Annotated in this window: 18 protein-coding genes; 8 read left to right on the plus strand and 10 right to left on the minus strand. The window is 47.4% G+C overall.

Going from position 1 to position 19,610, the window contains the following annotated elements; all coding sequences use genetic code 11:
• Window positions 1-144 precede the first annotated feature (144 nt).
• The 6 genes from whiG to gmk all read left to right on the plus strand — a co-directional run bounded on the left by whiG (window position 145) and on the right by gmk (window position 5,664).
• The gene (gene whiG / locus LEP1GSC061_RS01275; RefSeq protein ID WP_016543524.1) at window positions 145-945 is read left to right on the plus strand and encodes an RNA polymerase sigma factor WhiG; all 801 of its coding nucleotides are present in this window, start codon (window positions 145-147) and stop codon (window positions 943-945) included.
• A 280-nt stretch (window positions 946-1,225) separates the two neighbouring features.
• Window positions 1,226-3,208, plus strand: a complete 1,983-nt coding sequence (locus tag LEP1GSC061_RS01280) for a FapA family protein (protein ID WP_016543793.1) — start codon at window positions 1,226-1,228, stop codon at window positions 3,206-3,208.
• Window positions 3,209-3,214: 6 nt separating this feature from the next.
• Window positions 3,215-3,580: a hypothetical protein gene (locus tag LEP1GSC061_RS01285; RefSeq protein WP_016544125.1), complete on the plus strand. Its 366-nt coding sequence runs from the start codon at window positions 3,215-3,217 to the stop codon at window positions 3,578-3,580.
• A 67-nt stretch (window positions 3,581-3,647) separates the two neighbouring features.
• Entirely contained in the window at window positions 3,648-4,835 is a 1,188-nt protein-coding gene (locus LEP1GSC061_RS01290) for a hypothetical protein (protein WP_016544132.1), read from the plus strand.
• Complete coding sequence (locus LEP1GSC061_RS01295) at window positions 4,835-5,116, plus strand: extracellular matrix/biofilm biosynthesis regulator RemA family protein (protein WP_016544078.1); 282 nt, start codon at window positions 4,835-4,837, stop codon at window positions 5,114-5,116. The genes LEP1GSC061_RS01290 and LEP1GSC061_RS01295 overlap by 1 nt, the downstream gene beginning before the upstream one ends.
• A gap of 17 nt (window positions 5,117-5,133) precedes the next feature.
• Window positions 5,134-5,664, plus strand: a complete 531-nt coding sequence (gene gmk / locus LEP1GSC061_RS01300; RefSeq protein WP_016543455.1) for a guanylate kinase — start codon at window positions 5,134-5,136, stop codon at window positions 5,662-5,664.
• Here gmk and LEP1GSC061_RS01305 read toward each other — a convergent pair.
• Window positions 5,661-7,958 (minus strand): copper-transporting P-type ATPase, encoded by a 2,298-nt coding sequence (locus tag LEP1GSC061_RS01305; RefSeq protein WP_016543589.1) that lies wholly within the window; start codon window positions 7,956-7,958, stop codon window positions 5,661-5,663. The genes gmk and LEP1GSC061_RS01305 overlap by 4 nt on opposite strands.
• 156 nt (window positions 7,959-8,114) lie before the next feature.
• On the opposite strand from LEP1GSC061_RS01305, the gene LEP1GSC061_RS01310 reads away from it, so the two are divergent.
• A complete protein-coding gene (locus tag LEP1GSC061_RS01310) occupies window positions 8,115-9,137 on the plus strand; it encodes a DUF3089 domain-containing protein (protein WP_052006484.1) in 1,023 nt (340 codons plus the stop codon).
• A 69-nt stretch (window positions 9,138-9,206) separates the two neighbouring features.
• Here LEP1GSC061_RS01310 and LEP1GSC061_RS01315 read toward each other — a convergent pair whose 3' ends face one another.
• The 7 genes from LEP1GSC061_RS01315 to fliF all read right to left on the minus strand — a co-directional run bounded on the left by LEP1GSC061_RS01315 (window position 9,207) and on the right by fliF (window position 16,208).
• Window positions 9,207-9,608, minus strand: a complete 402-nt coding sequence (locus LEP1GSC061_RS01315) for a hypothetical protein (protein WP_016543553.1) — start codon at window positions 9,606-9,608, stop codon at window positions 9,207-9,209.
• A gap of 10 nt (window positions 9,609-9,618) precedes the next feature.
• On the minus strand, window positions 9,619-10,260 hold the full coding sequence (locus tag LEP1GSC061_RS01320; RefSeq protein WP_016543791.1) for a periplasmic-type flagellar collar protein FlbB: 642 nt from the start codon (window positions 10,258-10,260) through the stop codon (window positions 9,619-9,621).
• 160 nt (window positions 10,261-10,420) lie between these two features.
• The gene (gene fliJ, locus LEP1GSC061_RS01325; protein ID WP_016543948.1) at window positions 10,421-10,993 is read right to left on the minus strand and encodes a flagellar export protein FliJ; all 573 of its coding nucleotides are present in this window, start codon (window positions 10,991-10,993) and stop codon (window positions 10,421-10,423) included.
• Window positions 10,994-10,996: 3 nt separating this feature from the next.
• Window positions 10,997-12,361: a FliI/YscN family ATPase gene (locus LEP1GSC061_RS01330; RefSeq protein WP_016543366.1), complete on the minus strand. Its 1,365-nt coding sequence runs from the start codon at window positions 12,359-12,361 to the stop codon at window positions 10,997-10,999.
• 263 nt (window positions 12,362-12,624) lie between these two features.
• Entirely contained in the window at window positions 12,625-13,533 is a 909-nt protein-coding gene (fliH, locus tag LEP1GSC061_RS01335) for a flagellar assembly protein FliH (protein ID WP_016543630.1), read from the minus strand.
• Between the two features lie 3 nt (window positions 13,534-13,536).
• Window positions 13,537-14,508, minus strand: coding sequence for a FliG C-terminal domain-containing protein (locus LEP1GSC061_RS01340; RefSeq protein ID WP_016544093.1), 972 nt, complete (start codon window positions 14,506-14,508; stop codon window positions 13,537-13,539).
• Window positions 14,508-16,208 (minus strand): flagellar basal-body MS-ring/collar protein FliF, encoded by a 1,701-nt coding sequence (gene fliF, locus LEP1GSC061_RS01345; RefSeq protein ID WP_040507548.1) that lies wholly within the window; start codon window positions 16,206-16,208, stop codon window positions 14,508-14,510. The genes LEP1GSC061_RS01340 and fliF overlap by 1 nt, the downstream gene beginning before the upstream one ends.
• A 212-nt stretch (window positions 16,209-16,420) precedes the next feature.
• Here fliF and LEP1GSC061_RS01350 point away from each other — a divergent pair, with 212 nt between their 5' ends.
• Window positions 16,421-17,149, plus strand: a complete 729-nt coding sequence (locus LEP1GSC061_RS01350) for a TrmH family RNA methyltransferase (protein WP_040507550.1) — start codon at window positions 16,421-16,423, stop codon at window positions 17,147-17,149.
• Window positions 17,150-17,413: 264 nt separating this feature from the next.
• On the opposite strand, the gene LEP1GSC061_RS01355 is transcribed toward LEP1GSC061_RS01350, so the two are convergent.
• Window positions 17,414-18,523, minus strand: a complete 1,110-nt coding sequence (locus LEP1GSC061_RS01355) for a M23 family metallopeptidase (protein WP_016543508.1) — start codon at window positions 18,521-18,523, stop codon at window positions 17,414-17,416.
• Between the two features lie 2 nt (window positions 18,524-18,525).
• Window positions 18,526-19,542, minus strand: a complete 1,017-nt coding sequence (locus tag LEP1GSC061_RS01360) for an N-acetylneuraminate synthase family protein (protein ID WP_016543557.1) — start codon at window positions 19,540-19,542, stop codon at window positions 18,526-18,528.
• Window positions 19,543-19,610: the final 68 nt, after the last annotated feature.

Raw genomic sequence — 19,610 nt, forward strand, 5'->3', positions numbered from 1 at the left:
ACCCCGAATTCCCGATCCAAAACCGGCTTCCGAGCCAATGAGACAAAAAACGCTTGATTTCCCTTTTTTTGCGTCAAAAAATGCTATTGCAAATCGGTTCGGTCCACGACACTCTTAAGCGAGGGGCTTTCGTACTCCGATATTATGTCCAAACTTTTTGATAAATACAATAATACGGATGAAACGGAACTCTGGAAGTCCTATCGGGATAGTAAAGACCAGAATATACGCAGTTATCTTGTAGAAAAATATTCTCCTCTAGTCAAACACGTGGCTGGTCGCATCGCGATCGGTATGCCTCAGAATGTGGAGTTCGATGATCTGGTCTCTTACGGAGTCTTCGGGCTTTTGGATGCGATCGAGAAATTCGATCCGGAAAGACAGATCAAATTTAAGACCTATGCAATGACTCGGATCCGGGGGTCCATCTTCGACGAGTTACGCTCCATTGACTGGATCCCTCGTTCCATTCGTCAAAAAGCCAAGCAACTCGAACAAATCATCGGGATGCTCGAAAACAAAGAAGGCTCCCATGTGGAAGACGAGGCAATCGCCAAGGAAATGGGGATTTCCGTGGAGGAGTTCAACAGTCTTCTTACAAAGATCAGCGGCACATCTCTAGTATCTCTCAACGATATCTGGTTTCTCGGAGATGAGAACGACGAGGTTTCCTTCATGGAGACTCTCGAATCTCCGATGAATATGAATCCGGATACCATCATCGAAAAAGAAGAGATCAAAAACGTAATCGTCGAAGCCATCAAAACTCTTCCGGACAAGGAAAAGAAAGTCATCGTCCTATATTATTACGAGGATCTTACGCTTAAGGAAATCGGAGAAGTCTTGGAAGTTACCGAATCCAGGATTTCCCAATTGCATACTAGGGCTGTAGCCAGACTTCGTAGTAAATTAGGAAAGGTGAAGTCGGTAATCAGTAAAAAGTAATATTCTTTCTCGGAATTTACGTCGCTTCCCTAAGGGGCGCGATGGATCGAATCTCGGAAGGCACATTGCTTCCTAAGGGGCGCGATGGATCGAATCTCGGAAGGCACATCGCTTCCTATGGGGCGCGATGTGGGGGAAAGGTTTCCCCCTGTGCCAAGCCTAAGGTCTTGGCACACCCCCTTCTCCGGGGAACTGGAAGTTCCCAAAAACCCCGGACCCGATGCTCGGAGTAACCGAATGAAGAATATATTCAGAAAACCGAATTTACGGTCCTAATGCAATGAGCCTTACTTCTTTTCTCAAAGACCAATCCAAGGAACTGGACAAGCTCCAGAACGAACAGGTGGAAGTAATCGCTCCCACCCTGGAGATTTGTCTTAGGCTGGCCGCTTCTCACTTAAAGAAAAAACCTCACGAAATCGATTATATAGTCATCAAAAGAGGAAAGAAAAAACTCTTCGGTTCGGACCCTTGGCATATACGTGCTTCGGTCATTCCGGAAGATACCTTCCTGGACGAATTATCCGATTTGGACAAAAAGTTGACCGGAGGAACGGGAAAGCTCGTATCGAAAGATCTGAAGGAGTTCCTACAACCCAAGGACAGGGACGGAAGGGCCCTGGTCCAGATCTTCCGAAACGGCACTTATCTTACCGTATTCCCGCCTTCGGGAGAAGGCAAGGCGATCGAACTCTCCGAGGTTTCTCGAAGGCTTTCCGTGAGAGGAGTCTCTCCCGTTGACGATGCTCAGATCCGTAAGATCGTAAAAGAGGTCAAAGGGGAGCCAATCTTTATCTCCAATATGAAACCTCGCCCAGGTGCAGAGGGCAAGATGATGATCGATATCGCTCCGGATAAGATGAGGGCCAAGGTGACTCTCGTTCCTCCCAAGCCCGCGGGAAGAGATCTGGAAGTCCGGGACGTTGTCAATCATCTCAAGAATGCCGGAATCAAATACGGAATTAAGGAAGAGGAAATCCAGAGAAGGTTGGAAGACGAGTTCTTCAACCAGCCTTTCACTGCTGCGGAAGGAGATCCTCCTGTTAACGGAAAGAACGCCACCGTTGTCTACCATGTGCGTACCCAAAAGAACGTCGTGTTCCGAGAGGACGAATCGGGTCGCGTAGACTGCAAGGATATGGATCTCATCGAGAACGTCGTGGTGGGCCAGTTGCTTGCCGAAAAGATTCCTGCGGAAAGAGGGAAATACGGACGAACTCTATTCAACGAATTGCTTCCCGCCAAAGACGGTCTGGATACGGAACTAAAACAGGGAAAAGGTACTATTCTTTCCGAAGACAGAACCAAACTCACCGCGGAGGTGAACGGACAGGTGGTCTATGCTACGGGACGTCTCTCCGTCGAGACTGTTTATAGGGTGAACGGAGATGTGGGAATCAAAACGGGGAATGTCACCTTCCTAGGTTCCGTGATTATTACCGGAAACGTGGAAGACAATTATTCGGTGAAAGCGGCGGGGAATATAGAAATCTATGGAACCGTGCAAAAGGCGAATATAGAGGCCGACGGAGATATCATCATACGCCAAGGGGTTTCGGGTAGGGACGAGGCTCGCATCGAATCTACGGGCGGAAACGTAGTCGCTAAATTCATCCAGAACGCAACCGTCATCACCGAAAAGGACGTGGTCGTCCAGGAAGGGATTCTACATTGCTTTATTAGTGCCGGGGGTAAGGTTATCTCCAATGGTAAGAGAGGGCAGATCGTGGGCGGGACCGTAAGGGCCTCCGAGCTCATCGCAGCCAAGGTCATCGGTTCTTCCGCTAACCCGGCTACCGAACTCATAGTGGGAACCGATCCCAAGGTTCTAAAACAGATCTCAGAATACGAAGAGAAGTTGGCCGAAAACCAGGAAAAATTCGAGCAGGTTTCCAAAAGCCTCAAAACTCTGAGAGCCAGGAAGGAAAACGACCCTGCCTCCTTTACCCAGGACCATGAGCAACAATTGGCCAAGACGGCCAAGGCCGCCGAAAAATTGGAGATCCGCGTCCATGAATACGAAACCGAGATCCAAAACCTTCGGAATTACATGGAAGAAAGGGCGGCCAACGGTAAGATCAGTATCGAGAAAACCCTATACGGCGGGGTCACCCTTAAGATCCGTAATTCCGACTTCAAGACTAGGAACGAAATCAAACATAAGACCTTTGTGGAAGAAAACGGCATGATCCGACAATTGCCGTACCAGGATCCGGAACCGGACAAAAAAGACTGGAGAAAAAACAGATCTAGAGGAAAATAACCGGTTATGAGGCTGAACGAACCTCTTTCCGGATACGGGGCGGCAACGGATATACTCCGTCGTACGATGGTGGAGAATCCCCATACTCTCACCAACGTAATCGCCCAAAACGAGAAAGCCGTTCGGGAATATTCCATAGATAAAAAGTACGCGGTACAGATGTATACCGAGACTTTTTCCCTATCGCCGGAATATAGAGAGAGATTACGAAATTCTTATACCCAAAGAATCGGAGAAATAGAAAAGGAAATCCGATCCTTTAAGGGGCCTAAGCCCGAAGGTAGCAAGGAAAGAATGTTCGCCTACGATAAGGCGGGCAGAAAGACGGAATATCGTACTCCTACTCGAGCCACAGTGGACTATATAGCATAATTAGAAAAACCGTAGCCGATCTTCCCGGGGTGTTGTTGGAAATACTCTAAAGAGAGGACGGATAGCTATGGAACTATTTACGGTCCTATTCTTAAATATACTCATCGCGGCGGGTCTCTATGTGGGGATTTCCGCCCAGGTGACGAAACGAATCCGTTCCCATATGATCCGTAGGATCAATGAGGAAATCCGCAGCATAGTCGACGACGTACAGACGGAGACGGAAAGTCATATCGAATTACTGAATTCCAAGATCCAGGCATATAAGATCCTAGTCCAGCGCTCGGATAGCTTGGAAGAAAAATACAAGAGCATTCTATCCAAACTCCAGGAATTACCGGAAAGGATTCTTTCCGAAAAATCGGAACCTTCTATTTCCTCTTTTCCCGATTTTGAAACGTTAGTCGATTCTGAACTTCCCGAGGAGGCAAGCTTCGTCGAGGAGATACGTTCCACGGAAGAGGACGAATTCAAGAACGAATACTTAACTCTGATCAGGGAAAAGCAGAAAGAAATGCAGGCGCCCAGAACGGACTCTTTGGAGAATCGTCGCCAGGACTTGGCGGCAAAGGCGGGCGAGGGCGTAGGAAGATCCTACAAACAGAATATTAACGAATCGCAAAAGAAGGAAAAGCCTTTCATAGATCCGGAGAATAGAACTTCCGCAAAACGAAGCCTCAATACAGATGAGGAAATTACCGAGCCGAATTCGGGAACTTTAGGGATCTTAAAAATATTCGGAAAGAAAATCAAGGAGACCATGGGCTGGATGGATCCCCAGGAAGTTTTGGGACAACCTTCTCCCACTCGACCACCTCAGCCGATGTACAATCCTAGTTCGACTTTCGACATTTCCTTGGACGGGGATCCTTTCGAAGAAAATAGGATTTCTATTCCTCAGGACGAAAGAGGAGGTACTCTGAAGGCGGATTATTCTTACCAATCGGAAATCCAATCTGCTCCGGATGCGAAGAAACCCAAGGTTCGGGATCATAAGATTCCTCTAGAAGAGAATTTCGAAAAAATATTGGAGAAAAAAATCTCAGGTTACACTCCTCAAAAACAGGATAGCGTGAAAATTTCCTCCGAAACCGCTCTCAAGGATTTGGGAGAAGGAGCGAGTAAGATAGAGAAGGTAGTTTTCCTCTTGAAAAAAGGATATTCTCATGAGGAAATTTCCGAAGCGCTGGATCTTGCCACCGGGGAAGTGGATATTATCGAGAGGTTCCGGCTGGAGAGAAATAGGAGGGTCTGATGTCTCAGTTCAGCGTCTTGAATGTAGGCTTCGGTAATATCGTGATGGTTTCCAAAATCGTGGGAATTATCCATTCGGATTCGGCTTCCGCAAAAAGAATCCGAAACGAAGCGAAGAGCAATAATAGTCTGATAGACGCCACTCAGGGAAAAAAGACCCGATCCATCATCATCACCGACTCCAACCATCTAGTGCTTTCCAATTTAAGAGTCGAGGCACTTACTCGTCGTATAGAAAGTAGGGACAACTCCATCGCCGAAGACGAGGAAGAAAAGGACTGAAAGAGCCCAAACTGATCGTGCTATCCTCCGTGGCCGGAGGAGGAAAATCCACACTCATACATATGATCCGGGAAAAGCACCCGGAATTGGCTTTTTCCGTCTCTTGTACTACCAGACCTCCTCGTCCGGGAGACAAGGAGGGCGTAACGTATTTTTTTCTAACGAAAGAAAGATTCGAGGAAGGGATTCGAAACTCTGAATTTTTGGAATGGGCCCGGGTTCACGATAATTATTACGGAACTCCGGATCGATTCGTCAGAGATTGCCTGGCCTCAGGAAGATCCGTTATCATGGATCTGGACGTTCAGGGAGCCAAGCAGGTTAAAAATAGGCTCGGAGACGGAGTCATCACCGTATTTATCCTTCCTCCGAACGAAGAAGAATGGATCAAGCGCTTACGGGGCAGAGGGACTGATTCCGAAGAGAGTATCCTAAAGAGGATCCGAAACGGCAAAGAAGAATTGTCTAAAAAAGACGAATTCGATCATATTCTAGTCAACGACGACCTACAGAACGCTCTCCGCGACCTCGAAAAGATAGTATTCTAATCCAATTTAACCGATCTCAATCTGAGAGAATTCGCGATCACAGATACGGAACTCAGACTCATGGCCAGAGCGGCGATCATGGGAGAGAGTAGGATTCCGAAAGAGGGATAGAGTAATCCCGCTGCAACCGGAATACCTAACACGTTATACGCCAATGCAAAGAATAGGTTTCCTTTGATATTCTGCATTACCTTCCGGCTGAGTCTTCTCGCTTTCACGATTCCGCCCAAATCGCCTTGGACCAAGGTGATATCCGCGCTTTCTATCGCAACGTCCGTTCCGGTTCCCATGGCGATTCCTAGATCTGCTTGAGCCAGAGCCGGTGCGTCGTTAATCCCGTCTCCCGCCATGGCTACTTTTCTTCCTTGGGACTGAAATCGTTTGACCTCCTCCAGTTTGTCTCCTGGAAGAGTCTGTGCCTTAAAACCATCCAGGCCTAAGGTCTCGCTAACTGACTTTGCCGTATCCTCGTTGTCTCCTGTGAGCATGAAGACTTGGAGGCCTTCTTCTTTCAACGCGGCGATGGCAGCCTGACTCGTTTTCTTGATCTTATCGGAAATCACGATAAAACCTAGGATGTCCTTTCCGCCGGAAAGAAAGGATACTGTCTTTCCGGCCTGTTGTTCCTTCTTGGCAAGCTCCGATAACCCAGGGAAAATCGAGGCTCCCACCTGTTCCATTAATTTACGGTTTCCTAATGCGTGCGGAATGCCGTCGATTTTACCGATCACTCCTTTTCCGGAGACCGCCTCGAAATCGGTTACGTTTTTACCTAAAATGCCTTTTTCCTTTCCCAGACGCAGAGTCGCCTGGGCCAACGGGTGCTCGCTACTGGAGTTCAACGAAACAACCTTTTCCAGAAGGTAATTCTCGGAAAACTCGGGACCGGAAGAAATTATCTTTTCGACCGAAGGTTTTCCCTCCGTTACCGTTCCTGTTTTATCGATGAGAAGCAAATCCACCACATTCAGTATTTCTAATGCTTCCGCGTTCTTGATCAGGACTCCCGACTGGGCCCCTTTTCCTACTCCTACCATCACGGACATGGGAGTGGCTAAACCTAAAGCGCAGGGGCAGGCGATGATTAATACTGCGAGTGCGTTCACCGAAGCGTATACGTATTTAGGATCGGGCCCCAGATAAGCCCAAATGAAACCGGTAGCGAGAGCAATTCCTAAAACCACCGGAACGAAATAACCGGAAATTCGATCCGCGATTTTTTGTATATTGGCCTGGGATCTACTTGCTTGGTTCACCATTTCGATGATTTGGGAAAGGAGAGTCTCGGATCCGACCCTTTCCGCCCGCATGAGAAAAGTTCTGTTTCCGTTTACGGTGCCGGAGCTTACCTTATCCTCCGGCTTCTTACTCACCGGTACAGGCTCTCCGGTGATCATGGACTCGTCTATGGAGGTTTCTCCTTCGGTAACGATTCCGTCCACGGGTATCTTTTCTCCAGGTTTGACCCGAAGCAGATCTCCTTTTTGAATCGCATCTATACTTGCGATCTCTTCTTTTCCGTCTACGATTCTAGTCGCGACGTTAGGAGCCAATTTCAGTAATTCCTTGATTGCTGCGTTCGTTCTGCTATGCGCCCTGGCTTCGAGTACCTGGCCTAGTAAAACAAGCGTCAGAATTACGGTTGCAGCCTCGAAATACACATGCACCGCTCCGTGCATTTGGAAATCTTCCGGAAATATACCCGGAAAGAATACGGCGACTACGCTGAAACCCCAAGCGCTTCCCGCTCCTACTCCAATCAAAGTAAACATATTCAAATTTCTGGATAGAACTGACTTCCAGGCTCGTACGAAGAAGCTTCCGGTGGAGTAAAAAACCACAGGCAAGGAAAGGATCAATTGAATGACATTCCATTTGCCTATATCCAGGATCTCATGCAATGGATTACCGGGAATGATATCCGACATAGCGATTCCGAAGATCGGTAGGGTGAATACCGAAGCAATTTTGAATTTAAAGAGAAGATTCTCGTAGGTCTTATCCTCTTCTTCCGGATTCGCATCCATTGGAACTAGGTTCATCCCGCAGATTGGGCAGGCCCCGGGCGCATCCCTTATGATTTCCGGATGCATAGGACATGTATAACGCAAGGCCTTTATCGGTTTAGGCGATTTGATCAAATTCATGCCGCAGACGGGACAATTTCCCGGTTGGGAATATGTTTTATCCCCTTCGCAGTGCATCGGACAATAATAGACGTCTTCTTGTTTCGAAATAGGGTCTTTTGACGGAATCGTTTCGTGGTGATGGTGTTCGTGAGTATGATGATCCATGGATGTACCGACCGAGGGCGAAAAGATAGGAACGGATCCTTAAGAATCTTTTTGCCGGAATTTTACGAAGATGATGCTAAAGGCTAAGATTCGGATTTCGGATGGCAAACGTATTTTAGTTTGCAATTCCCTAAGATTTTGGTTTATAGGGAACCGATGAAACGGATTCCGATCGCATTTTTTCTCATTCTATCTTTTTCCGATTGTAGGAGCTTTTTGAAACCGAATCGGGATATTTCCGAAAGCAAAACCCTCACTCCTCCTAAATACGAGGATCTGAAATTCTGGGCCTCTCATCCCGAAAAAAAGGACCCGGCAGATTCGGTTCCGGAAGCGTCCGTCTTGAAAGACAGGCAAAATCTGGCGGAGGCCGACGTGTTCTTCGTGCATCCCACGACCTATCTTGTGGCGAAACATTGGAACGGAGACTTAGATGACGAGAGTTTAAACGAGAGAACGGACCAAATGCCGATCCGGACTCAGGCCAGCGTATTCAACGATTGCTGTAAGATTTACGCTCCTCGTTACAGGCAAGCGGCACTCTTCGCATTTATGGAAGATACTACGGAGGGTAAACAAGCATTGGATCTTGCCTACGAGGACGTAAAGACCGCATTTCTATACTATATGAAAAATTGGAATCGTGGTAGACCCTGGATTTTGGCCTCGCATAGCCAAGGAACCCGTCATTCCGTGAAATTACTGAAGGAACTCATCGCAAATTCGGAATATTCTAAAAATCTAGTGGCGGCTTATACGATCGGATTTCCCTACAAGGCAAGCGATACGGGATTGCAACCTTGCGCAAACGAATTCCAAACAGGATGCGTGATCAATTGGAATTCCTACGAATGGGGGAGTCGTCCGATCCGATTGGGAGAAAGATACGATTCCGAAACTCTCTGCATCAATCCTCTTTCCTGGAAAAAGGACGAAGAATACGCTGCCAGGTCCGAAAATTCAGGAAGCATTGCGAGAAATTTCCGATCTTTGGTTCCGGGAATTGCAGACGCACAATGCAACAAGGGAGCTCTATGGGTCCATGAACCGGAGATTCGGGGTTTTCCTAGTTTAGGAAAAGACGATAGTCTACATTTGGTGGATTACCATTTATTCTACGCAAGCATCCGAAAGAATGCCAGAGATAGGGTGGAAAAGTTTCTATCGAATAGGAGATAGTGTAGATTAAGAAAAATCGGTATATTCTTCTTAGCGGCTTTCGTGAGAAAAAGCCGCTTGATCTGGATTCTAATTCGAGCAGTAGGTTTGCTCTATTACTATCGAAGGCATATCGGTGCGTTTTCCATCCAACTCCAATTTTTTGTTTTTCAGATAGAAACCGCAGACTTCGACATAAGATCCAACGGAAACTCTTCCTATCAGACCGGAATCGTCAGAATCCAATACCACCGGTTTGCCGGAGAATGGAACGACAAAGCGGATGGAATTTCCTTTGTAGAGAACATGTGAGACGTAGCCCGCCACTCTTACCGTTTCTCCTACTGCCTTACTCGGATTGTTTACGAGTTCCTCTCCGGTGACGTACTTCGGTTTGGCCGGTGCCGCCGCTTTTTTACCCTTAGCAAAAAGAGTCGTCGCGTTGGAGAATAAAATTAAAAGAAGAAAGCCGTTTAGAATCCTTAGTTTCATAATAAAAACCTTATAGTTCTTCCGATTCCGGACTGGATTCCGGTGCCTTAATTACGTCTGAGCGGGAAAGCCATTTATTGGTAATCGTGGCTCTCCTATCCGCAGGAAAAAGAGTGAGAAGGTAAGTTGTGATGGTCTGTCTTCCGTCCTGCTCCGCATCCTTGTCCATCTGGATGAAAACGTCTATTATATCCTTGTCCGGCCAATTGATGAGCATTTGCACGGCATTGTCCGGAGGCATATTCGCCACCTTTTCCGCCATGACTTTTACGAGTTTGCCTCTGCTATTTTTTTCCGATTCGGAGGATTTGAGTTCGTTTTCCTTGGAGACCAGTCCTCGTTTCAATTCCTCGATCTTTTCCAGCTCCGCTTCCAGGCGCTCCTTTTCCTTTTTCAGTTCCTCTTCTTTTTGGGTGATCTCGTCTCTGTCCTTCGCCAGGCGTTCCATTTCCTTGCGGAACTCTAGTTTTTCCAGTTCGGAGGGAGATTCCGAGTCGGGGTTTACTAACCCTGGTTCCTTACTTAAGAAGGGAAAAATCTCGGAGGCGTTGATGATCTGAAAATAGTCGAATGCGAAGAATCCGATAAGAACTAGGAAGAAAATAAGAAGAACTAAATATACCGCTCTCGCTTTGTCGGTTAAACTTGCCATGATTCCTTAAACCCGAATGTCCAATCTGGATCCGCTGATCTTCTTCTCCAACTCTCCGGCTTTGGCTTCCAAATGGGAAATCTTTTCCTGGAGGTCGGACATGCTTCCTAAGATAGGATCGGAAGAAGATCCGGTTTTACGTACCTCCAAAAAGGGGAGGTCACTTTTTATAACGCTCGTAAAGTTTTCTGAGCTCAGAAAGTCCCGCATCTTCCGTACCTGTGCGTTCGACGCTTCCCGTATCGTAGGTAAATATTTTCGGATCCCGCTTAGATCTATCATCCCCATGAATTTCCTCCCTTTGTTCCCTGTAGAGTTCCGCTAAGAATTGCTCCTCTGCCTGGATTCTCTCCGTTTTACGATATGAATGCATGTATTCCCGGAACCGGTTCTCCTTTAGGAGTTCTATCACCTTCTTCTCTTTGCGGGCTTCCGATACTTCCGCCCTTTTCTTTTCCACGGGCTCGTCGAAGGAACGGATCTCCGTTTGGAGTTCTCCGTTTCGGGTGAGAAGTTGCCTAACGTATGTTTGAAGGTAAGAATATTCTCTGAGGTCCGCAGTTCCCGTCAAAGAGGTGGCGGAAAGATTCTGGATCTTGGACTCGTTTCCGTCTATCTCGGATTGTCTGCGATTCACCTCGGCGACTAGTTCCGAGAGTTCCTTCAATTTTTTATCTTCCTGTATCTTCTTCAATCGAAGAATAGGCTCTAGTCTGAATCGGAACTTCTTCACGGATTAAAATTCCTCTTCTTCTCTTTCTTCCTTCAGAATATCCCTGAGTCCAGAGATAGTCTGGGGAAAGGTGCTTCTTTCTTGGAGCCTTTGCCTTAAAAAGGAGTCTATCTTGTCTTTTTTTCGGATGGCGAGATCGACCTTGGGATCGGATCCTCTCACATACGCATTCAAGAGAATCAACTCCTCTACGGAATTATATGTGGATAAAAGTTCCCGGATCATCCCGGCTCTCATAAATTGGTCCTCGTCCACTATGGATTGCATGACCCTGGAGAGGGAGGCGGGGATATCGATTGCGGGATAATGATTTCTTTCGGCTATCTTCCTGGAAAGAATGATATGGCCGTCTATATAACCTCTGACCGCATCCGCGATCGGATCTTCCATTTCGTCCGTGTCGGTAAGAATAGTATAAAATCCTGTTATACTTCCGCCCGATTTGGAAGTCCCGGATCTTTCCACGAGTCTGGCCAATTTGGTGAATACGGAAGAGCTGAATCCTCGGGTAATCGGAGGCTCATGATTGGAGACGGAGATTTCCCGGTTTGCATGAGCGAACCTAGTCAAGGAATCCATCATTAGATTTACATGAAGTCCTTGCTCTCTAAAATATTCCGCGACGGAAGTGGCGAGTAGGGCGCAGTTTACTTGTTCCATTTTAGGAGCGTCCGAGGTGGCGGCGAATACTACGGACCGGGCTAACCCTTCTTTTCCTAAGTCTCTTTCGATGAATTCGTTTACCTCGCGTCCACGTTCTCCCACGAGAGCGATAACGTTTACATCCGCATTTGTGAATCGGGAAATCATACCAAGTAAGCTGGATTTACCGACTCCGGATCCGGAGAAGATACCTAATCTTTGGCCCCGGCCTACGGTTAGAATTCCGTCTATGGCTCTGACTCCCGTGAGTAGTACGTCCCGTATGATAGGGCGATCCAAGGGGTTGATGATTTCTCCGTCCGGGGATTTTTCCTCGGAGGTGATGATGAGTCCTTTCTTATCGATGGGTCTCCCCACGCCGTTTAATACCCGGCCGAGGAGTTCCTTCCCGACGGGAACATTCAAACTTCTTCCCGAGGAGAATACGAACGCATCCGGATATACCCCTTCGACGGGGCCCAGAGGCATGAGGGTGTATACGTGATTTTCGAAACCTACGATCTCACATTGCAGGTAGCCTTCCGTGCCCGCTTTTTGGACCTCCATGATCTCGCCGATTTTGGAGTCCGGAGGTCCTTCCGAATAGATTACGTTTCCGGAAACCCGAACGACACGCCCGGACTTACGGATGGTTTCTGTCCGATCCAGAATCAGAAAATACTTGGATATGACGTCGACTTTCTCGTGGAATTTCTTTTCGATCATACCGAGCTTAAGACCTGATTCCACATACTCTTCTTGGGAATTTCCCCCGAGTCAAGTGATAATGGGAAAGTAATGGAATTATGTCACATACGGAAGAATAGGCACTAGGGTAGAAGGTACTACAAACTCCGGACCCGGAACCATATCTTTCGGTTCTGTTTTCGTTTTTGGAGAAGAAGGTTTCATAAAGAAATACCCCCTGACCCGGCCGCCCCTTTTGGGAGCGGTCGGGTAGGAGACTAGGGATGGACGTAAATGGTGGATTAAATCGGCTCCGCATTTCGAATCGCTTCTTCGATTTCTTTGAGCTGGGTGGATATTCTCGCGTCGATGGCGCCCACATCGGTTTCGATGATGACGCCGCCTCTGTCGACTCGGGAGTCTTCGTAGATATTGACCTTCCGAAGGGACTCCATAAGCTTGATGAGTTCGTCTTTGTGGGCCGTAGTGATTTCCAAGTCCGCAAAGTTGACTCGGATATCGACTCTGTCCCTGTCCTTAATACGTTTCAAGGCTTCTCTGATATTATTCAGAACGATTTCCTTTCTTTCGATGATCTCGTCCTTGATGATCTTACGTGCGATGATTAGGATCATCTCCACCATCTGTTTCTCGGAAGCCTGGATGAGTTCCGCACGGATATCGATCGCTTTACCTACGATGGTCCCCAAACGGTCTATGAGGCGTCTCACCTCTCCCTGTCCTTTTCGGAAACCTACTTCTCGGCCGGCCTCGAATCCTTTTAAATAAGCCTCGTGCTCTATCTCGGCCTCTTTAATCATCCTCTCGGCTTCCATCTTGGCTCTTTCCAAGATTTGCTCTGCCTTAGCCTTGCCGGTGTCCTCTTCGAGTTTGATCTTTTCCTTGGAATCCTGGATCATCTGGAAGGCTTTCTTTCTGCCTTCCTCTTCGATCTCTTCCGCCTTGCGACGGGAGTCTTCGAGCATGGTCTTGATATTCTCTTCCGTTTCTTCCTTATAACGGTTGAGTTCGGCCTCTATCTCCTCGATGGAGGGGCCCTGGTATTGCTCGATGATATTTCCTTCCTGGTCTACTTCGAATTCTTCGGCGTCTTCGTCCCTATGGAACTTCTTGTACTTATCCGGAATCTGCAGCTCGACCTGATCCTGCATGTCGGCGATTTGGATGGGTTTGAAGACGAGTTTAGCCATGGTTTAGTTCTTTCTCCGGAACTTGATTCTTCCCGATTCTACGGATTCCTTAAAGATTTCAAGGATTCCGTTTTGGGCGGTTTCTATCTCGGCAAGAGAGACAGGGCCCATGGAATCCTCCTCCAATCGGATCGAGGAGGCCAGGGACGGATCCAGTCTTTCTAATAAGACCTGCTTTGTCTCCGGTTCGGTGCCCTTAAAGGCGGTAGCCGTGACAATGGGATGAATTTCTCCCAGGAACCTGTTTAGCGATTCCCTTCCTAAATCCATTAGGTCTTCCATCCGGAAGAAATGCTTATTAATATTTTCGGCAAACGAATGGCTCTTTTCGCGTATCCGGGAGAATAATTTCTGGGAATCTTGAGGGTCCAATTTGCCCAAAAGTTCCGCGGCTCTCTTGCCGGTTCTGTCCTGTGTGGGAGAAGAGGAGGTCCCCGGCGACTTTAAGACTTCTCTTTTGAATCTTAAGAAACGTTCCAAGGAGTCCGTAAGACCTGCAGATGCCAGGTCCAGGTTCTTAATGGAAAGTAGGATCTCCTCTTGGGTCTCTTCGGGGAATTCCTCCAAAACACGGGCCGAAGTCTCGGGATCCGCGTAGCAGAAAACCAGTGCGATTCTGTCCGAATTCTCTCCGGCCACGATCCGGGAGAGTTCCGTCTTCTTGTAATTTTTTAGCTCTCCCAGCCAATCCGGTTCGGAGACCATATCTTCTTTTAGGATGCTCTCTAATTCTTGGATGAGAGCTAAGGTGTCTCCGTCGATCCCTTCTTTGGGAAGGGAGGAGAGTCCTTGCAGGAAAGATCCGAGAAGTTCTCTTTCCTGTTTGGCTTCGAGTTTTCCGGTCCTGTGAAAACTCTCCAGTAGTTTGCTCGTGTCCTTGGGACCGAGATGGCGAAACACTTCCGGGGGAAGATGCTCCCCCAGAATTCGGAGGAGCTGTCCCGCCCGGTTTTTCTTTCCGGACAGGATTTCCATTAGGTTGCTTCCTCTTCAGAGAGCCAGGTGCGAAGAAGTTGTGCCACTTCTTCCGGTTTTTCCCTGGCAAGATTGATCGCGTTTTCGAGAAGTTCTCTTCTGAGTTTTTCGTCGAGAGAGAGTTCCACTTCCGCGCTTCCGTCGTCCATGACTCGGAGGGCGGCTTCTCTCATCATCTGCTGCATCGCTGCGAGTTCTTCTTCGCGGAGTCTGCGGCGTCTTGCGATCTCTTTCTTGATCGCTCTGTAGATGAGTATGGTCAGAATTAGGAATAGCACGATAACGAGGGATGCGATAACCATTTGGCGAATCGCTTTTTGTTTTCTTAATTCTTCGTCTTCAGCGGCGAATTGGGCCGTGCGATCTTTAGCCATACTGATTACGGAGATCTGGTCTCCTCTGGCCTTATCGATTCCTACGGCGGCTTCCAAGTTTTTACGAATGGTTCTTAGGTCGTCGTCGGAAACAGGGCTATAGGTTCTATCGTACCCGGTTCCTTCCGCGTTTTCTTTTTTTGTCCATTGCCCGTCCACGACTACCGAGAGATTTACTTTCTCGATTTTCCAGGGTTGTTTTTGGACTTCGCTGACTCTTCTGTTGAATTCGTAGTTATTGATATTCTCTTTTTTGTTGTACTCTGCTTTTTGGTAATCGGTATCTTTATACCCGGGAGGAAGGTTCGGTTCGGTTCCCGCAGGTCCGTCAGGAGTGAATCCTCTCCCTTTGAATTCTTCGCTGGTTTCTTTGGAGGAAACTTTCAGGCTGTATCCGTCCACGATTTTTAATTCGGAGTAAGGAGTGTTCGGATCGTCCGGTCTTTCTATAACAGGAGATACTTGGTTGTCCTTATAGGATTCCTTGTCCCAATTTAACATATATTCGAAGCGGGTGATGTCCACTCTGTCTTCTCCGCCCAGATACCAGCGAAGGGTGTTGCGAACGTCGATGAGTCTTTGGATCCTTTGTTCTTCTTGGATCCGCAATTTTTCTTGGACGACACGAAGTTCCAATCTTTCCTTTTCGAGATCTTCTTCGAAATCGGAGATGATTTTACCGTCAGCGTCGGCGACCGCAACATTCTCCGGCTTTAATTTAGGAACGGCTCTGGAAACCAAGTTTACGATACCTTTGACTTCCTTCTTAGAGATTCCTTCCACGCCCGGAATGAAATGTAAGATGACCGAAGCCTTGACCGGGGAGGCGTTGGAACTGAAGAGTTCCTCTTCGGGAATGGCGATGTTTACGTAGGCCTTTTCCACCGAGCGGAGAGTCATCAAGGATTGCTCGATGGCTCCCTTTAGGGCTCGGTATTTCTTGATGTCCTTATCGAACTGGGTCTCGGTGAATTTCTCCACGTTGAAGAGTTCCCAGCCCTGGACTCCCGCGGGGATCAGGTTCTCCTGGGCAAGTTTCGTGATGATTTCCTGCCTTTGTTCCGGATCCACGCTGATCACACTGGTGTCTCCCGAGCTATAAGAATAGCCCATGGAGTCCAGTTTCTTTGTGACCTCCGCAAAATCCTTAGCGGTTAGATCTTGGAAGAGAACGATTCGGTTTTTTTGGGAGGAAACCGTGGCGAGTAATCCTATGGCGATTGCTACCGTAAGAGCGACTCCTCCTAGAATCAGTTTCTTTGTAGTATCCAAGGAACCGAAGAATTCCTTGATATTGTTCAGAATCTTTTGCAACTGCTCGGGCATTTTCCTTCACCACCGGACAAGAATGGGGACATAATAGATTTTCGGAAACAAAGTACAATCCCTTTTTAAAAAAACTTTAGAATTTTTTTATTTTAGCCCGATTTTTTCTATTAGAGTCCGCTTTCTCGTCCGCAAAAATGAGAATGGTATATTTGCGAAACGAATGTGTAGTGGCATTCTACCTACTCTTCGGGAAAAGGTACTCGATCCGAATGGAAAGCCGACGAGAACATGCAGATTTCATAAAGCTAGAGGAGGCTTTAGAGATCGGAGAATCTCTAAAGAGCATGTTATCCCCTAGTAAGGCCGCGAAAATCGAGGAAGTGGTCTCCTTTCGCACGAAGTACTTAACAATTGTGTTGGAGGATATATTCCAACCTTATAATGCTAGTGCTCCGGTGCGTACTTCGGAATGCTTAGGTCTTACGGAACTTCACGTAGTGGAGAATAAAAGCCTCTATCGACCCAACGAAGGTATCGCAATGGGAGCCCAAAAATGGATCCAAATTCATAAATACCAAAGTCCGGGATCGGACAATACTAGACATTGTATAAGCGGTCTGAAGGAAAGGGGCTATAGAATCGTGGCGACTTCTCCTCACGCGGGAGAAAATTCCTACGAGTTGGACGCTCTTCCTTTGGACAAGCCCGCCGCAATCTTATTCGGATCCGAAGAGTTCGGACTTTCAGCTAACGCTATGAAAGAAGCCGATCTACTCCTAAAACTTCCTATGTACGGTTTCACGGAGAGTTATAATATTTCCGTCACGGTCGCAATCGTACTTTCACATTTACTTCTTCGAGTCCGAAAGGAAAGAACGGACTGGCCTCTCAGCGAGGAGGAAAAGGTATTTTTGAAGAATTCTTATTATAAACGATCTTTGCATAACGGGCATCTTGTGGAATCGGATCTGCTTCTGAGAATCCGATCGGAACGATAGTTCCGTTTACCGATCTCCCAAGTTGCTCTAACGCGTAAATTTAAGAAGCATTCCGATATTATAAAATATAACAAATATTATGCGGAAAACTTATGAATTTCGCTTGCCAAATACTAAGATCCATTTATAAGCTTCGCATCTCGTAAAGCCTATCTGCCGTCAAGCTTCGGCCCCCCACCCATTAGGGTGGGGAAATTTTTCGAAATTGATAATGCAGCTAACGCGTATTTATCGAGAAGATTTACGGAATCTTTATTCCGAGTTTTAGTTTAGGTTCGATTTGGAAAAGAAATATTGGAGGAGTTTTCTCATCTGGTTCGTGGGAATCCCGGCACCCAGATATTCTCCGTCCACCCAGATCTCATAGTGTAGATGTATATTTTCGTCGGTCCCTTTTGCTTCTCCTACGAGTCCGGAATTTCCCGCTTTGCCGATTTCTTCTCCTGCCTTGACCTTGGATCCGACTCGGATTCCTTTCTGGATAGAAGAAAGATGGTTAAAGGACGACATGATTCCGTTTCCATGGTCGATCCAAACCTGTCTCCCTCCGAAATCCTTTTCCACGTAAGTGACTCCGTTCTTTTGGGCGAGCGCCGAATACTTTTGGAAATCGGCCAGAGTCATAGGAGAATAGTCCAGGTCAGCCCGGATCACGATTCCGTCTGCGGGAGAAACGAGTCCGTCCTGGAAAGTTAATCTTCTGGGAGGGCCGAACTTTTCTTTTTTGTAATAGATATCCAGCCCTTTGTGGATTCCGTTCCTGTATTCTCTGGGTGCCCCCGGTAATTGGTAATCCTTATCAGGCAAAAGTCCGTCTGGGACGGGATAGAGATAACCGGTAAAACGATCTGGAATGGAGTTTAAGGAGATCCCGTTCAAAAGAATCTTAAATCCTCCTAGGACCAGGCTTTTATCCTCCGTTTTAGGAAAATACAATCTGAGAATGGAGGCATCCAGAGGGGGAAGATTATGGAAATTGATATGATCTACCCGATCGTTTCTAAAGATCGTTTTCCAATTTTCCTGTTGTAGTACTTGTATTTCATATTCGCTTACGGCTCTTTTACCCCGGAAGATAGGCACGATGATCTCCACGGCGTTCATCAGACGTTTGGATCCGAAATCCACTATGATCCACTCGGGCTTTGGTTCCGCGGAGGAATACCAATATGTCTTAGGATCCCCGTCGAAGAGATTATAGGCTCCGTATTCTTCATGGTAGGAAGAAGATGCGGAATAGGAAAACGGAGCCACGGTAACTCTCCCGAAATCCAGAAAATCCAGTTCGGATCCTAGGGCTCCGTGACTTTTAGGTCCCGCATGCAATGCGCAGGAAAATATGGATAGGATGGATGCGTAACGTAGAATCTTCATTCTTAGGAACGGAACGCCTCGCCCGGTTTGGGAGCCGAATCGCCTTTTTTCAAAATGGCCTCCGCTTCCGGGATTTTCCAGGAGTCTAGATACATAGGATCTTCTTGGCTTAAATCCGGTCTAAGAGCGATCGGTTCCTTCTTCTCGCTTAAGTAAAGCGCTCTTCTGCCGAAATACCGTCCGGAGGCTTCTTGTGGTTGGACGATCTTTCTTCTTTCTCCCCGCATTTCGAAGGCGAGCCTAGCGTTCTTGGCATATTCTTCGAATTCTTTAGGATCCACGGAGATCCCATGATCGGGCCCGGGAAGGGACTTATCCAGAGTAAAATGTTTTTCTAATGCACTTGCACCCAGACTTATAGCAAGAGCCCCCGCCAGGGCTCCCGAAGTATGATCGGAAAATCCTACCGGCCCCTCGAAGATGGATCGATAGTAGGGGATCGTTTGCAGATTCGCTTTTTCGGGAGGAGTCGGATATAAGGAGACGCAATGAAAAAGCAATAGGTCCTTTACCGATAAGGCTTCCAAGAATTCCAACGCTCGAACGACTTCGAATCCTTCCGCAGCTCCGCTGGAAAGAAGGAGTGGGAGACCTGTGGACGCGCATTTGGAAAGTAATTGTCGATTCACGACATCTCCGCTCGCGATCTTCAGGGCCTTGACTCCCAGAGAGACGAGCAGATCCACGCTTCCGCTATCCAAAGGAGTGGAAAAGAAAAAGAGACCTTCTTCTTCCGCAGCTTTCTGGAAGGTTTTGTGCAAGCTTTCGGAGAGTTCGTATTGTTGGAAGATATCCACCAGGACCTTGGCCTTAGGGTTCTTCGTGTCCAGGAAATCGGAAGTTTTGTAGGATTGGAATTTAACCGCGTCTGCTCCGGCTTTTTTGGCTGCCTGTATGGTTCTTTTTCCGATCTCGGCATCCGCGTTATGATTCAATCCGATTTCGGCGATAAGGAAGGGTCGGGACTCGGGACCGATTTCCCAGCGATTCCCGATACGAAAACTTTTTGAAAAAGACATTTTACCCCGTAAGTAATCGTCGGATTAGGGTTCCTCCGACTTAGATAGTACAAGGATCGGAATATGGG

The organism is Leptospira wolffii serovar Khorat str. Khorat-H2, from assembly GCF_000306115.2.
Lineage (GTDB): Bacteria > Spirochaetota > Leptospiria > Leptospirales > Leptospiraceae > Leptospira_B > Leptospira_B wolffii.

Bases quoted from the DNA above. Each gene is read 5' to 3' on its own strand.
- LEP1GSC061_RS01310 (WP_052006484.1), top strand. From the start codon at position 8,115: ATGAAACGGATTCCGATCGCATTTTTTCTCATTCTATCTTTTTCCGAT.
- LEP1GSC061_RS01285 (WP_016544125.1), top strand. From the start codon at position 3,215: ATGAGGCTGAACGAACCTCTTTCCGGATACGGGGCGGCAACGGATATA.
- LEP1GSC061_RS01305 (WP_016543589.1), bottom strand. From the start codon at position 7,958: ATGGATCATCATACTCACGAACACCATCACCACGAAACGATTCCGTCA.
- LEP1GSC061_RS01355 (WP_016543508.1), bottom strand. From the start codon at position 18,523: ATGAAGATTCTACGTTACGCATCCATCCTATCCATATTTTCCTGCGCA.
- LEP1GSC061_RS01295 (WP_016544078.1), top strand. From the start codon at position 4,835: ATGTCTCAGTTCAGCGTCTTGAATGTAGGCTTCGGTAATATCGTGATG.
- LEP1GSC061_RS01290 (WP_016544132.1), top strand. From the start codon at position 3,648: ATGGAACTATTTACGGTCCTATTCTTAAATATACTCATCGCGGCGGGT.
- fliF (WP_040507548.1), bottom strand. From the start codon at position 16,208: ATGCCCGAGCAGTTGCAAAAGATTCTGAACAATATCAAGGAATTCTTC.
- whiG (WP_016543524.1), top strand. From the start codon at position 145: ATGTCCAAACTTTTTGATAAATACAATAATACGGATGAAACGGAACTC.
- LEP1GSC061_RS01280 (WP_016543793.1), top strand. From the start codon at position 1,226: ATGAGCCTTACTTCTTTTCTCAAAGACCAATCCAAGGAACTGGACAAG.
- LEP1GSC061_RS01320 (WP_016543791.1), bottom strand. From the start codon at position 10,260: ATGGCAAGTTTAACCGACAAAGCGAGAGCGGTATATTTAGTTCTTCTT.
- fliH (WP_016543630.1), bottom strand. From the start codon at position 13,533: ATGGCTAAACTCGTCTTCAAACCCATCCAAATCGCCGACATGCAGGAT.
- LEP1GSC061_RS01330 (WP_016543366.1), bottom strand. From the start codon at position 12,361: ATGATCGAAAAGAAATTCCACGAGAAAGTCGACGTCATATCCAAGTAT.
- LEP1GSC061_RS01360 (WP_016543557.1), bottom strand. From the start codon at position 19,542: ATGTCTTTTTCAAAAAGTTTTCGTATCGGGAATCGCTGGGAAATCGGT.
- LEP1GSC061_RS01340 (WP_016544093.1), bottom strand. From the start codon at position 14,508: ATGGAAATCCTGTCCGGAAAGAAAAACCGGGCGGGACAGCTCCTCCGA.
- LEP1GSC061_RS01350 (WP_040507550.1), top strand. From the start codon at position 16,421: ATGGAAAGCCGACGAGAACATGCAGATTTCATAAAGCTAGAGGAGGCT.
- LEP1GSC061_RS01315 (WP_016543553.1), bottom strand. From the start codon at position 9,608: ATGAAACTAAGGATTCTAAACGGCTTTCTTCTTTTAATTTTATTCTCC.